The sequence below is a fragment of the Flagellimonas algicola genome, from assembly GCF_005937185.1.
Taxonomy (GTDB): domain Bacteria; phylum Bacteroidota; class Bacteroidia; order Flavobacteriales; family Flavobacteriaceae; genus Flagellimonas; species Flagellimonas algicola.
In genome coordinates this window covers 220,190-233,560 of the sequence record NZ_VCNI01000003.1, presented here as the reverse complement: position 1 = coordinate 233,560, position 13,371 = coordinate 220,190, and the positions used below count along the sequence as shown (strand labels likewise).

Below are 13,371 nucleotides of genomic sequence, written 5' to 3'. Positions count from 1 at the left end.
AATATAATGAAATTAAGTGTTGTTCAATTAGTCAATATAGAGTCCTGTAAAATTTAGAGGCTCCACAGGTGGAAGGTCTGAACCAAATTTGGCATTGATGACTTCCAAAAAGGCGTTGGCAACAATGGCGTAACCTCTAGGAGCCGGATGCACTCCATCTAGAGAGAAACCACCGCCCGTGGCAAAAACATTGGTCACCACGCTACCATCCGATTGTGGAAAACCGGTTTCTCTTAATTCAGTCAATTTGGCGTTCATATCTACAAGTCCCAAGTCATACTGGGTGGCCAAAGCGGCAATAGTGGCGTTATAGGCAGCCAGTGCGGTTTCAACAGCGGCTTGTTCTTCAGGGGTTAGTACCCAATTGTCCGCCAAAGGGATGGCAACCCCATTGATGGAGGTTGGATCCACTTCGTTTGCCAAAGTCCCAATAAAAGAACTTGAGGGTAAAATCAGCAAATCCTCAGCGGTTGCTTGCCTCATGTTGATTAAGGCAGGATCCACCGTCATAGTTAAATCAGTTAGGTCTTCGTCAATTAGAACAACTGCATTCGTATCTCCCGCTGCAAAGGAGATTGTTCTTTTAGCAACTTCATCGGCGGTAATCAAGTTAAAACTTTGTGCGAGCAATAGCCCACCATTATATGCTGCGTAAGCTCCATTTAAGAGTGCCGCTGTGGCTTCATCCAAGGGTACTGGATTATGTGGAACTGTGGTGAAGTAAGGCAAATCCCTGACATCTGGAATATTGGCAATAACCCCATCCGCTCCACCAGCCGTCATGGTAGTTAAAATACCATTTAATGCATTTGCAAATACATTGGGGTCAGTGATATCATTTCTTTCATAACTAGTTGGGTCGAAATTACCGGTTTGGTCAGTTCCTGACCCGCCATTGGTGGCATACAATAGAATATCATTGGCTCCTGTCCATACTGAGAAAAAAGTAGCAGCTTGGGCCGCAGCATCTCCAATCACCGTGGCATCTTCTGCAGAGGAAAAACGTGCGAAATAGGGATTGGCTGTTCCTAAGGCCACACCGGTTACACTTCCATATCCTGGGGCCAACAGTTCATAACTCTTGGAACCGGGCACACCCATATTGTTGAATGAACCTGAAAGTTTGGTGGAAATTTCTGTAGTTCCCGTTCCACTCTTTTCAGTTGGAGCAGGACCATCTGGAGTAAACAAAAGAATTAATCGGTTGCCAAGTATAGGATTTCCGCCTAAAGTAGCTCCGCCTAAATCATCTGCCATAAATGGAATATTGAAGTTACCTCCTCCGGCCAGAGCAAATTGGGTGGCCAACATATTGGGGAAAGAGGCTGCCTGCCCTGATTCAAAGAGCGCATTATCTGAAAAACCAGCAGTAAGGGAATTACCCACGGCCACATAGTTGCTAAAATCTGCAGAACCGGATGTGTATTCTATCGGTGTTGGGTCTGGATCCATGGCAACTGGTGCCTCATCATCTTCACATGCAATCATTAACCCTAGAAGAGGGAGCATTAGGGCATAAAACTTTTTCATCTTATTATCTGTTAGAGTTAGTTTATGTTAACAAGGGGTTAATCCAATAGTACCAAATCTAGATCAAAATTGTTATCCAGACAATAAAATGGGCAAAAAAATTATGCATGCATAATAAAATGCGGTAAATTTTATGAATTCAAAAAATGTAGTGACTTTTCAAAAAACTGTTTGGGATTCTCGGCATGGAGCCAATGTCCGGCTTTTTCAACAGTTTGTATGTTGGCATTGGGAAAATGCCTATGAATGCCCGGAAAGTCATTGGGAAGGATGTACTCCGAACGGTCACCCCTGAGGAATAATGTGGGCCCGTTAAAAACAGCGGAAGACGCTAAGTTTTCTCCTATTTCGTCCATTTTATCCTTAAGGATGTCCAGATTGAACCGGAGACCAAGTTTGTCGGGTTCTACCCAGTGTAGATTTTTTAGCAAAAACAGACGAATTCCTACATCGTCCAGGTGTTGGGCCAATGATTCATCCGCTTCTTTTCTAGATTTGATATAATCAAAATCCAACTGTACCAAGGCATCCACGATGGCTTGATGATGCGGGGGGTAATATTTTGGGGAAATATCGGCTACCAGCAATTTTTCAATTTGCTGGGGATGCTCAGTAGCCACTTGCATAGCGGTTTTACCTCCCATGGAGTGACCGATGATGCTGGTTTTTTCAATTTGGTATTGGTCCAAGTAGCGAAATACATCCTGACTCATCACCTCGTAGTCAAACTCATCTGAATGAAAACTCCGGCCATGGTTGCGTTGATCTACCAAATGCACTTGAAATCCATTCTGGGCATACTGGTTTCCCAATGTTTTCCAGTTGTCTGACATGCCCAAAAAACCATGCAAAATGACCAGTGGTTTTCCTTCTCCAATAATTTTTGAATGAAGTATTTCCATTATTTCAATCGGTGTAAATACATATTGACCACGTTTTCAAGTCCAAGGTAGATGGATTCACAAATCAGCGCATGGCCAATGGACACCTCCAAAAGGTTGGGAATATTTTCCTGGAAAAATTGGATATTGTCCAAACTTAAATCGTGGCCTGCATTTATTCCTAGGCCCAAGTCGTTGGCAACAAGTGCAGTTTGAACAAATTTCGCAATGCTTTCATCTTTTTTACCTTGTGAAAATGTCTGCGCAAAACTTTCCGTGTACAATTCTATTCTATCCGTACCTGTTTCCGCCGCACCTTTTACCATCTCCTCATTTGGATCAACAAAGATTGAAGTACGAATTCCGTGGTCTTTAAAGGTTTTGATCACATCCACAAGGAAGTCCTTGTGTTTGATGGTATCCCAGCCGGCATTGGAAGTTAATGCATCAACAGCATCAGGAACCAGAGTTACCTGGGTTGGCTTCACCTCCAGCACCAAATCCACAAATTTGGGAATCGGATTTCCCTCAATGTTGAATTCTGTGCTTACCACATCCTTAAGGTCGCGTGCATCTTGATAACGGATATGCCGCTCATCGGGTCTGGGATGAATGGTGATTCCCTGTGCCCCAAAAGACTCTATGTCCTTTGCAGATTGAATGAGATTTGGGACGTTTCCGCCCCTAGAATTTCTTAAGGTTGCCAACTTATTTATATTGACGCTCAATTTTGTCATGAACTTCCTTTTTAGAATGCCAAAAATAAGAATTAGGCACGCCTTTTGCGATTTAAAATTAGTATTTTGCACCTAATAGAATTGTTATGCAAATCCAGAATAGAATAATAACAACGGTTCCAGTTTTTGAGGTTTCAGAAACCTTGGCGGATGTGATTCGTTTTTTTGAGGAGACGACATTTTCGCATGTGGCAGTTTCTGAGAACGGGGCTTACATTGGTTCCCTTTCTGAAAATGACCTGGCCTGCTTTGAACCAAACAAGACCATTGATGAGTTCAGGGTGGACTTGGAAACGTTCTCGGTAACCAAGGAAACTTCGTGGTTGGATGTTCTGGAAATGTTTTCACGTAACCAGGCCAATATTCTTCCAGTTTTGGATGAAAACCATGTTATTACGGGCTATTACGATTTGGAAGATGTTGTTGCGGATTTTATAGATACCCCTTTCTTTAAAGAGCCGGGAGGGATTTTGGTTATAGCCACCGGAATCAAGGATTATTCTTTCAGCGAGATTGCCCAGATTGTAGAGGGCAATAATGCCCGCTTACTGGGAGCCTTTATTACCGATTCACAGAATGATGTGGTTCAAATTACATTAAAGATTGGGACCCTTAACCTTAATGAAGTGGCCCAGACTTTTAGACGATATAACTATACAATTGTATTTGGCAACAGCGATGACCAATTCTTGGAGGATTTAAAACAACGGTCAGATTATTTAGAGAAATACCTTAACGTTTAGCATGAAGGTCGCAATTTACGGTCAGACTTTCCAAGAGCAGGACAAGGCTTTTGTACTGGAACTGTTGGAGGAACTTCAAGGGATCAAAGCATCCGTTTTTATAGAGGAAGACTTTTGCAAAAAGATTGATGGGTGTCTATCTCGATATCCACATGGAAAATTTTCACAAGCATCTGGCTTGGATGGCTCCTTTGATATGTTTGTGAGTTTTGGAGGGGATGGAACCATGCTCAGAGCTGTTACCTATATAAGGGATTTGGGAATACCCATCGTTGGGGTGAATACGGGCCGGTTGGGCTTTCTTTCCACCTTTAAAAAAGAAGATGTAAGAAAGGTGGTCACAGAATTTGTGGCCGGACAATATAGCATTGTTGAACGAAGCTTGGTTGAAGTGGCCGTGGGACCAGATTTGGAAGAATTTGAAGACCTGAATTTTGCCTTGAATGAGATTACGGTAAGCCGAAAGGATACCACATCGATGATTACTGTAGAAACGTATTTGAATGAGGAGTATCTCACATCTTACTGGGCAGATGGCTTGATTGTGTCAACCCCGACGGGATCCACCGGATATTCCTTGAGTTGTGGCGGGCCGGTAATAGCACCCTCAGCAAAATCTTTGGTGCTTACTCCAATTGCACCGCATAACCTTAACGCAAGGCCATTGGTTATTTCGGACGACACCCAAATTCGATTAAAAGTGTCCGGTAGGGAGGAAAACCATTTGGTTTCCTTGGATTCCAGAATTGCGAGTATACCAAACGGCAAGGAAATCAGGATAAAAAAATCAGATTTCAGCGTAAAAATGATAGAATATAAATCGGAAAGTTTCTTGAAGACGCTTCGCAACAAATTGCTTTGGGGCCAAGATAAGCGCAATTAACCCATTCAAAACAATAAAAGAAGCCAAAAACTGTTTAACAAGGGAGAACGTTTATAACCCAGTATTCTATTGACCTTCCTCTACCTCTAATATGTATAATTTTCTGGATAGTATGCGAATAGTTTTGTTTGCTATTTTTTTGAGCGGTATGTTCACGGTCAATGCACAGACCTATGAAATAGGTGTGTTTGCCGGAGGAGCCAATGGCATTGGGGATGTGGGGAGCACCAATTATATTTCACCGACCGGCCCTGCCTTTGGCGGAATCTTCAAATGGAACAAAAGCAAAAGATACGCCTGGCGGGCAAGTGTACTGTATGGGTCCATGTCCTTTGATGACTCCAAATCCAGTAAAGGTTCACGCGTGCAACGGGGCTATAATATAGACAATTCGGTGTTGGAAGCATCCGCTGGCTTGGAATTCAACTTTGTTGAATATAATCTTCACAAGCTTGGTCCTGCCTTTACGCCCTATCTTTACACGGGTTTCACCTACTTTAGGTACGATTTTAATTATTTTGATGCCCTTGTGGTGCAGGATATTAACCAAAAAGAAGGTAGTTTTGCAATTCCAATGACGGTGGGGGCTAAGTATCGCTTAAATCAGTTTTTGATTCTGGGAGCGGAGATTGGGGCCAGATATACCTTTACGGACAATCTGGATGCCAGCAATCCTGCAGGTTCGAATTTCGAACCTTTTAGGTTCGGAAATATTTTAAGCGATGACTGGTATGTCTTTACAGGTTTTACATTGACGTATACCTTTGGGCGTAAACCTTGCCAGGATTGTTTTGAATAGAAATGCACACTTTAGAGGACGTAGACAAGCATAAACTTCCCCAACATGTTGCCGTTATAATGGATGGCAATGGCCGCTGGGCCAAACAACGCGGAAAATTAAGGGTTTTTGGACATGAGAATGGCGTGGAAGCCGTTAGAAGAACAGTGGAGAACTGCGCTAAACTGCAGATATCCTATCTAACGCTATATGCATTTTCCACCGAAAACTGGAATCGCCCAAAAGTCGAAGTGGAGACCTTAATGAAACTACTGGTGGCCTCTCTTCGCAAGGAACTTAAAACCTTGCACAAAAATAACATACGTCTAAATACCATTGGTAATATTGAATCTTTGCCTTCAAAGGCGCAAAAAGAACTTACCGAAGTCATAACCAAAACAGCAAATAACTCTGGAATGACACTTACCTTGGCGTTGAGTTATGGGTCTAGGGAAGAGATAAAATCTGCCGTAAAGGACATAGCGTTCAAAGTTAAAAATAATATAATTTCACCTGAAAATATTGACGAAGCCGTTATTAATACACATCTTTACACGCATTTTTTGCCAGATGTGGACTTGCTAATTCGGACAAGTGGCGAACAAAGAATCAGTAATTTTTTACTTTGGCAAATTGCATATGCCGAATTATATTTTATTGATGTATTTTGGCCCGATTTTAGTGAGCATCATTTGGTAGAGGCAATATTAAGTTACCAAAATAGAGAACGACGATTTGGAAAAACTAGCGAACAACTCAATTGAACTAATAAAAAATAGCACCCAAGTATACCTTAAACTACTCCTTCTACTCTTTTTTACTGCCCAAAGCTTTGCACAAGAAACCTCGTTTGAGGACGGGAAGGAATATATTTTAGGTGGGTTGACCGTTAGCGGGCTCCAAAGCTACAACGAGCAGACGGTTAAGACGTATACCGGACTTAGGGTGGGGCAGCCCATAACCGTTCCTGGAGACCAAATCAGTGCCGTCATTAAAAAACTCTGGAGTCTGGAGTTGTTTAGTGATGTCAACTTTTATTACACCAAAATTGAGGGCAACCAGATTTTCTTGGAATTAAACATTTTGGAGCGTCCCACACTTTCCAATGTAACCGTTTATGGAGTTAAAAAACGCAAGGTAGAGGATATCATCAACGATACGGACCTTAAGAAAGGCAAGAAAATAACAGAAAGCCTTATTGCCAACACCAAAAATTACCTTCAGAACAAATACAAAAAACAAGGATTCCTGAATGCCCAAGTGCATATTGTAACCGCTTCTGATACCACTGGGACCAATACGGAAAACATGGTCATCAATGTAAAGAAAGGTGACAAGGTAAAAATCAGGAACATTGTTTTTGAAGGCAATGAAAAGTTAACGGACAAGCGTCTTCGCAAATCTTTAAAGAAGACCAAGAAGAAGAAAATCTACCGTTTCTGGAAAAAATCCAAATACATAGAGGCTGATTACAGGGAAGACCTTTCCAACATGGTAGACGCTTATGCGGAGAGAGGTTATAGGGACGCCCGAATACTTTCTGATACCTTCGTTAAAGTGGATGAGAATAACATCGACTTAAGAATCAATGTAGAGGAAGGGGACAAGTATTATTTTGGGGACATCAATTTTGTAGGGAACTCAGTGTACACCGATAGGCAGTTGAGTCAGGTCTTGGGTATTAGAAAAGGATCCACCTACAACGGAGTATTGCTCAAAAAACGCGTCGCGGACGATTCTAAACCAGATGGACAAGATCTTACCAACCTATACCAGAACAATGGCTACCTTTTTTCCAGTATCAATCCTGTTGAGGTTTCGGCGGTAAATGATACCATCGATTTTGAAATCAGGATTATTGAGGGAAAAGAGACTTTTTTGGATCACGTAACCGTAGTGGGTAACGATAAAACCAATGACCACGTAATTTTTAGGGAATTGCGTACCCGTCCGGGACAAAAATACAGCAAGGATAATATTGTACGAAGTATTCGGGAATTGGGTCAATTAGGGTTCTTTGATGCAGAACAGATTACCCCGGATATCCAAAATCCGGACCCCAATGCGGGAACTGTGGATATTCAATATAGCTTAGTGGAGTCCGGCTCCAGCCAAATTGAGCTACAAGGTGGATTTGGAGGTGGAGGTTTCATTGGTACCTTAGGACTTTCCTTTAGTAACTTCTCCTTGAAGAATATTTTTAACGGTGAGGCCTACAAGCCGGTTCCTATGGGAGATGGGCAGACCTTTGCCTTACGACTGCAAGCAAGTAGAACCTTTAGAGTATACAGTCTTAACTTCGCGGAACCCTGGTTGGGCGGTAAAAAACCAGTTCGATTTAATTTGTCCCTATCCAGAACACAGCAATTTGCCACCAGTTTCACCAATAGAGGTAGAATTGATGTGGATAAGGATCGTGGGTTCGCTATAACGGGAATTTCTGCAGGATTGGCAAAGCGGGTGCAATGGCCTGATGATTTCTTTACGATTTCCCATTCGGCAAGCTACCAATTGTATGATTTCAATGATTTTAACAATGGGCTTTTCAACTTTGGAAATGGAAGCTCCAATTCCTTAAGTTACACTTTGGGGATTTCCAGAAGCTCGCAAGGTCCCAGTAGAATTTTCCCCCTTACCGGTTCCAATTTTGAGCTGACCGCAAAATTTACGCCTCCTTATTCCTTATTCGGTGGTAAAGACTTCAAGCAGATTCGTTCCGATATTGATGATATTACCGCAAGGCTGTTCGAGATTGGTCCTAGTCCAGCAACTGCAGAGGAGCAAATAGAATTTGCGGATCTGAGTAATCAACTGGAATTATTGGAAGAAGAACGATTTAAACTATTGGAATTTTACAAGATCAAGTTCAAAGGTGACTGGTACACCAACTTAGTAGATAAATTGGTACTTAGAACCAATGCTGAGTTCGGATTCTTGGGAAGTTACAACAATGATATTGGAGCTGTACCCTTTGAGCGTTTCTTCGTAGGGGGAGATGGTCTTGGAAACTTTACCTTGGATGGTAGGGACGTAATTCAGTTACGTGGGTATGAGAATAGTTCACTTACGCCTTTTAGCACAAATCCGGTAACCGGAAACCAAGAGCGTGATGGTGGAACCATCTACAATAAATTCTCTATGGAATTGCGTTATCCACTTACCTTGAAACCCTCTGCATCCATTTATGCCCTATCATTTTTGGAAGCGGGTAACGCCTTTAACAATTTTAGTGAGTATAATCCGTTTGAATTAAAAAGATCTGCCGGAGTGGGGCTACGTATTTTTATGCCGGCATTCGGTCTATTGGGTATCGATTTTGGATATGGATTTGACACAGATGCCAATCCATCCTCTAGTGGACCAAGCGGCTGGCAAACGCACTTCATTATCGGGCAGCAGTTTTAACCAAAGAATAATCGGGTCTTAAAACAGATGTAAATAACTCATTTTAAATTAATTAGTTATTTTGGCACGATATTTTCTTTTTAAAAAGCGGAATCAAAAAATGAAGACCAAAGTTCTTTTGACATTAACGGTTCTAATGGTGTCTATCAATGGTTTCTCACAACGAGGGGTGCGTATCGGATATGTAGATATGGAATATATCTTGGAAAATGTAGAGGAATACCGGGACGCCACGGAGCAATTGGATGCCAAGGCCGTAAAGTGGAAACAGGAAATTGAGCTCAAACAAAGTGTAATTGAGCAGATGAAGAAGGATCTTATGGCAGAAAAAGTCCTGCTAACGGATGAATTGATTGCCGAACGTGAGGAAGAAATCCAAATTTTGGAAACCGAAATGTTGGATTATCAGCAAGATCGTTTTGGACCCCAAGGGGATTTGGTACTGCAAAAAAAGCTGTTGATTCAGCCCATACAGGACCAAGTGTTCAATGAAGTACAAAAAATAGGCGGTAATAAAAGATACGATTTTATTTTTGATAAATCCGCAGATGTTGTAATGTTGTACTCCGAAAAAAGACACGACATCAGTGACTTGGTTTTAAGGGAGATAGGTCGAACCAGAAAGGTGAGCAAATCCAACAAAAAAACCAAAGAAAAGAATAGGCTAGATCAGTTTAGGGAGGAGCAGGCCGAAGAGGAAAAAGAGATTAGCGAAGCACTTAAGGAGCGGCAAGCCAAAGCAGAGGAATCGCAAGCAGCCAAGGCTAAAGAAGCAGAAGATCGAAGAGCTGAGCAGTTAAGGCTTCGAGAAGAACGGAAGAAAGCCTACGAAGCAAGAAGAAAAAAATTATTGGAAGAGCGCGATGCCAAGCGGAAAGCCAAATTGGAGGAACGAAAAAAAGCGCAAGAACAACAACAGGATTCAATACAACAATAATATTGAAACACTAAATAGTAACATTCAAAATAGTATAACTTAGAGAATCATGAGAAATGTAAAGAAGATTGCTGTAGCTCTAGTCTTATTTGTTGCAGCTACGGGTTTTGTAAACGCACAGAGCAAGGTTGCCCACATCAATGTACAGCAATTGCTATCTGATATGCCGGAGATGAAAGCTGCCCAGGCGGAGCTTAAAAAATTGCAGGAAACCTATAGAGCGGATATCGAAAGCTCCATGACCGAATTTAGAAATAAAGCCAACCAATATCGTAATGAGTCCAGCGCCAAATCTCGAGAAGAGAATGAAAAAAGAGCGTTAGAACTTCAGGGGTATGAAACAAATATACAGGCAGCAGAGCAGGCCGCCATTCAGGAAATGCAGAAAAAACAACAAGAATTGTTTGCTCCTATTTCTGATAAGGCCAAAGCAGCCATTGAAAAAGTTGCCGCAGCGGAAGGCTTTGATTACGTTATTGATGCCAGCCCAGGATTGAGCTTGATCGTTGCCAAAGGAAAGGACTTGCTTCCATCTGTAAAACAGGAATTGGGCTTCTAAGTTTTACTTTAAAATATTTGAAACCGCTTTTTCTTTTGAAAAGCGGTTTTTTTGTGCCCTAAACTTAACTATAGTACTTACTTTTAGATATGGTTAAACCCATTGGTATTTTTGATTCCGGTATTGGTGGTACCTCTATTTGGAGGGAGATTGAAAAATTGCTTCCCTATGAAGATACCATATATCTGGCCGATAGTGCCAATGCGCCCTATGGTGCTAAATCCAAAGAGAAAATCCTCGAACTTAGCATCAAGAATACGGAGCTTTTAATTGAAAAGAACTGCAAACTCATTGTGGTCGCCTGTAACACGGCAACCACCAATGCAATCGATTTTCTCCGTGCCAATTATGACGTTCCCTTTATAGGTATTGAACCGGCCATTAAACCTGCTGCATTACACACCAAAACCAAAAAAGTAGGAGTGTTGGCCACCAAAGGGACCTTGTCCAGTACATTGTTTCACAGTACTTCCAAAATGTTTGCACAGGGAATTACCGTGTTGGAGCAGGAGGGAACAGGTTTGGTAGAATTGATTGAGGAAGGTAAATTGCATGCAGATGAGACTAGAACACTCTTAAAAAAGTACCTGGACCCCATGTTAGAGCAGCATATTGACTGTCTTGTTCTGGGGTGTACCCACTATCCGTATTTGATTTCTTTGATCAAGGAATTGGTGCCTTCTGGACTAACCATTATTGATTCCGGAGAAGCTGTTGCCAGACAGACAAAAGCGGTATTGGAGAAGAACCAATTAGCGGTTCAGATGAAAAATTGGACTGCCCATTGGTTTTATTCAAATACAGATACCAATATATTGTCTTCTTTTGTGTTGGGCCCAAGTGTTTACATAGAATATCTGGACTTTTAGTAACTATCTTCTTCGATAAGTTTGGTAAGTAAAGCTGTGTTTATGCTTTTCATCTGCTGGGTGGAAATCTTCCTGCACCAATTCCCAAACCTGATCATCGATTTCTGGAAAAAAAGTATCAGCTTCCACTTCAGCATGTACTCGGGTCAGTTCAATGTCTGTGGCAATATCCATCCCTTGTCGGTAGATTTCTCCCCCACCAATAATAAATGCAGTTTCTTCCGGGCCAACTAGATCCAAAGCACCTTCCAAAGAATGTACAATTTGGCAGGGAAACTTGGGCCGGTAATTTTTGTCCCGGGTTATGGCAATATGTTCCCTATTGGGCAAGGCCTTAGGGAAGCTCTCCAAGGTTTTACGGCCCATAATTATTTTATGCCCCGAGGTAAGTTGCTTGAATCGTTTAAAATCATCCGGTAAATGCCAGGGAAGGTCGTTGTTGATGCCTAGGGCATTGTTTTCCGCTGCCGCGGCAATCATGATCAATTGCTTCATTGATCTTTTTTTTTATTGATGCTGGATAAAGGAAATTCCGTCTCGATCTCCTTCTGAATTTCTAAAATGCGTTGTTTTTGCTGGTTCACCAGTTTTTCGCGCTGCTTACGTTCCCAATCCTTGCCCATGAACTTATGGGTCACAAACACATTAAAGAAGTGGAAAATAAACAAAAATGCCCATAAAAGAATCCCCCAAACAAACCAATCGTAAGCCTCTCCGTATTTGAGTATTTTATTGATCAAGACCAAAAAAATACTTCCGATCAAAAAAATCACAAAGTGGGAAAACAACCTTTTCTTCTGCTTTATACGTTTTTGGGCATGTTCCAGCAGCTCGTGTTGTTCTATATCCACAGATTTTTCTTGTTTCTTTTTTGAGAACATGGAATGGCTATCTTTAACAACAAATATAATTGAATTACAACCAAAATAACCCAATGCAAAACCTCAGAAAGAAGTTCCCTGTCCTGCAACAATGCATCTATGCCAACACGGCGGCTACGGGTCTTTTGTACGAAGATTTGATGGAATGGCGCCAGGAGCATGATTTGGATTATCTGATTGGAGGTAGCCACATGAAGCAAAAATGGTATGGCAAAATGAATGAGGTAAGAAGCACAGTGGGTCAATTTTTTGGCTGCAAGGCTTCCAACGTTGCCTTGGTGCCCAATTTCACTTTGGGGCTTAACCTGTTGCTGGAAGGATTACCTACGGACTGCAGGGTGCTCCTTGTCCACAACGATTATCCATCCCTCAATTGGCCTTTCGAAACCAGAAAATTTGAGAAAGATTATGTAACCATTGAGGCAAATTTGGAAGCGCAGATCCATGCGAAACTTAGCGGGGGAAACTTTGATGTTTTGGCTCTTAGCTTGGTACAATGGATCAACGGCATTAAAATCGATTTGGCGTTTTTAAAGAAAATAAAACAAGAATTTCCAAAGCTCTTGATTATCGCTGATGCTACCCAATTTTGTGGTACACAAGAGTTCAATTTTGAGCAATCTGGAATTGACGTCCTGGGAGCAAGTGCCTACAAATGGCTGTTGGCCGGTTATGGAAATGGATTCTTTTTGGTGAAGGAGGGAGCTGAGAAAAGGTTCAATTTAAATGCTGTGGGCAATTGGTCCGTGGACAGAATGGGTGAGGATTATCAAAACAGCCCTTTTTGCAAGCGATTGGAGCCAGGACATTTATCATCCATGAGTTTTGGGAGTCTTCAGTTTTCCCTAAACTTTCTGGAAAGTGTAGGCATGGAAAACATTCAAAATCAATTAAAATTATTGTCCCAAAAAGCAAAGCAGGAATTCACTTCCTTGGGCTTACTGGAGGATTGCGTGGCCAAAAGGGACATTCATAGTACCATTTTTAATGTAAGGGGAGATCAAGCCCTTTTTGAAAAACTAAGTCAACAAGATGTGGTCTGTGTGCTCCGCGGAAACGGAATTCGATTAAGTTTTCACTTCTATAACACGGAAAATGAGATTGATGCGATTGTCGATATCTTAAAATCTTAGCTGACGCATATCATATTTTGTGAAATTTCACACCC

Annotated in this window: 14 protein-coding genes; 9 read left to right on the top strand and 5 right to left on the bottom strand. The window is 41.7% G+C overall.

Annotation, left to right across the window (positions count from 1 at the left end; all coding sequences use genetic code 11):
- Nucleotides 1-27 precede the first annotated feature (27 nt).
- The 3 genes from FGG15_RS17575 to FGG15_RS17565 all read right to left on the bottom strand — a co-directional run bounded on the left by FGG15_RS17575 (nt 28) and on the right by FGG15_RS17565 (nt 3,148).
- On the bottom strand, nt 28-1,530 hold the full coding sequence (locus FGG15_RS17575; protein WP_138838762.1) for an SGNH/GDSL hydrolase family protein: 1,503 nt from the start codon (nt 1,528-1,530) through the stop codon (nt 28-30).
- 131 nt (nt 1,531-1,661) lie between these two features.
- On the bottom strand, nt 1,662-2,432 hold the full coding sequence (locus tag FGG15_RS17570) for an alpha/beta fold hydrolase (RefSeq protein ID WP_138838760.1): 771 nt from the start codon (nt 2,430-2,432) through the stop codon (nt 1,662-1,664).
- Nucleotides 2,432-3,148: a pyridoxine 5'-phosphate synthase gene (locus tag FGG15_RS17565; RefSeq protein WP_138838758.1), complete on the bottom strand. Its 717-nt coding sequence runs from the start codon at nt 3,146-3,148 to the stop codon at nt 2,432-2,434. Before FGG15_RS17565 ends, FGG15_RS17570 begins: the two co-directional genes overlap by 1 nt.
- Nucleotides 3,149-3,234: 86 nt before the next feature.
- On the opposite strand from FGG15_RS17565, the gene FGG15_RS17560 reads away from it, so the two are divergent.
- The 8 genes from FGG15_RS17560 (at nt 3,235) to murI (ending at nt 11,322) form a co-directional block, all read left to right on the top strand.
- Nucleotides 3,235-3,891, top strand: coding sequence for a CBS domain-containing protein (locus FGG15_RS17560; protein WP_138838756.1), 657 nt, complete (start codon nt 3,235-3,237; stop codon nt 3,889-3,891).
- 1 nt (nt 3,892) lies between these two features.
- Nucleotides 3,893-4,774 carry an NAD kinase gene (locus FGG15_RS17555; protein WP_138838754.1) on the top strand — a complete coding sequence of 294 codons (882 nt, stop codon included), beginning with the start codon at nt 3,893-3,895 and terminating at the stop codon, nt 4,772-4,774.
- Between the two features lie 112 nt (nt 4,775-4,886).
- Entirely contained in the window at nt 4,887-5,573 is a 687-nt protein-coding gene (gene porG, locus FGG15_RS17550; protein ID WP_138838752.1) for a type IX secretion system protein PorG, read from the top strand.
- Between the two features lie 2 nt (nt 5,574-5,575).
- Complete coding sequence (locus FGG15_RS17545; RefSeq protein ID WP_138838750.1) at nt 5,576-6,316, top strand: isoprenyl transferase; 741 nt, start codon at nt 5,576-5,578, stop codon at nt 6,314-6,316.
- A complete protein-coding gene (locus FGG15_RS17540) occupies nt 6,288-8,957 on the top strand; it encodes a BamA/OMP85 family outer membrane protein (RefSeq protein ID WP_138838748.1) in 2,670 nt (889 codons plus the stop codon). Before FGG15_RS17545 ends, FGG15_RS17540 begins: the two co-directional genes overlap by 29 nt.
- Before the next feature lie 100 nt (nt 8,958-9,057).
- Nucleotides 9,058-9,894 (top strand): OmpH/Skp family outer membrane protein, encoded by an 837-nt coding sequence (locus FGG15_RS17535; RefSeq protein WP_138838746.1) that lies wholly within the window; start codon nt 9,058-9,060, stop codon nt 9,892-9,894.
- A 49-nt stretch (nt 9,895-9,943) separates the two neighbouring features.
- The gene (locus FGG15_RS17530) at nt 9,944-10,453 is read left to right on the top strand and encodes an OmpH/Skp family outer membrane protein (protein ID WP_138838744.1); all 510 of its coding nucleotides are present in this window, start codon (nt 9,944-9,946) and stop codon (nt 10,451-10,453) included.
- A gap of 89 nt (nt 10,454-10,542) precedes the next feature.
- Nucleotides 10,543-11,322, top strand: a complete 780-nt coding sequence (murI, locus tag FGG15_RS17525; protein ID WP_138838742.1) for a glutamate racemase — start codon at nt 10,543-10,545, stop codon at nt 11,320-11,322.
- 3 nt (nt 11,323-11,325) lie between these two features.
- Here the strand turns inward: murI and FGG15_RS17520 are convergent, their stop codons facing one another.
- Together FGG15_RS17520 and FGG15_RS17515 are read right to left on the bottom strand one after the other, a co-directional pair.
- A complete protein-coding gene (locus FGG15_RS17520; protein WP_138838740.1) occupies nt 11,326-11,817 on the bottom strand; it encodes a dihydrofolate reductase in 492 nt (163 codons plus the stop codon).
- The gene (locus FGG15_RS17515; protein WP_138838738.1) at nt 11,814-12,203 is read right to left on the bottom strand and encodes a 2TM domain-containing protein; all 390 of its coding nucleotides are present in this window, start codon (nt 12,201-12,203) and stop codon (nt 11,814-11,816) included. The genes FGG15_RS17520 and FGG15_RS17515 overlap by 4 nt, the downstream gene beginning before the upstream one ends.
- A gap of 53 nt (nt 12,204-12,256) precedes the next feature.
- Here FGG15_RS17515 and FGG15_RS17510 point away from each other — a divergent pair, with 53 nt between their 5' ends.
- Nucleotides 12,257-13,336, top strand: coding sequence for an aminotransferase class V-fold PLP-dependent enzyme (locus tag FGG15_RS17510; protein ID WP_138838736.1), 1,080 nt, complete (start codon nt 12,257-12,259; stop codon nt 13,334-13,336).
- The last annotated feature ends 35 nt before the right edge of the window (nt 13,337-13,371 follow it).

Coding starts and splice junctions, on each gene's coding strand:
- FGG15_RS17575 (WP_138838762.1), bottom strand. CDS start 1,530: ATGAAAAAGTTTTATGCCCTAATGCTCCCTCTTCTAGGGTTAATGATT.
- FGG15_RS17570 (WP_138838760.1), bottom strand. CDS start 2,432: ATGGAAATACTTCATTCAAAAATTATTGGAGAAGGAAAACCACTGGTC.
- FGG15_RS17565 (WP_138838758.1), bottom strand. CDS start 3,148: ATGACAAAATTGAGCGTCAATATAAATAAGTTGGCAACCTTAAGAAAT.
- FGG15_RS17560 (WP_138838756.1), top strand. CDS start 3,235: ATGCAAATCCAGAATAGAATAATAACAACGGTTCCAGTTTTTGAGGTT.
- FGG15_RS17555 (WP_138838754.1), top strand. CDS start 3,893: ATGAAGGTCGCAATTTACGGTCAGACTTTCCAAGAGCAGGACAAGGCT.
- porG (WP_138838752.1), top strand. CDS start 4,887: ATGCGAATAGTTTTGTTTGCTATTTTTTTGAGCGGTATGTTCACGGTC.
- FGG15_RS17545 (WP_138838750.1), top strand. CDS start 5,576: ATGCACACTTTAGAGGACGTAGACAAGCATAAACTTCCCCAACATGTT.
- FGG15_RS17535 (WP_138838746.1), top strand. CDS start 9,058: ATGAAGACCAAAGTTCTTTTGACATTAACGGTTCTAATGGTGTCTATC.
- FGG15_RS17530 (WP_138838744.1), top strand. CDS start 9,944: ATGAGAAATGTAAAGAAGATTGCTGTAGCTCTAGTCTTATTTGTTGCA.
- murI (WP_138838742.1), top strand. CDS start 10,543: ATGGTTAAACCCATTGGTATTTTTGATTCCGGTATTGGTGGTACCTCT.
- FGG15_RS17520 (WP_138838740.1), bottom strand. CDS start 11,817: ATGAAGCAATTGATCATGATTGCCGCGGCAGCGGAAAACAATGCCCTA.
- FGG15_RS17515 (WP_138838738.1), bottom strand. CDS start 12,203: ATGTTCTCAAAAAAGAAACAAGAAAAATCTGTGGATATAGAACAACAC.
- FGG15_RS17510 (WP_138838736.1), top strand. CDS start 12,257: ATGCAAAACCTCAGAAAGAAGTTCCCTGTCCTGCAACAATGCATCTAT.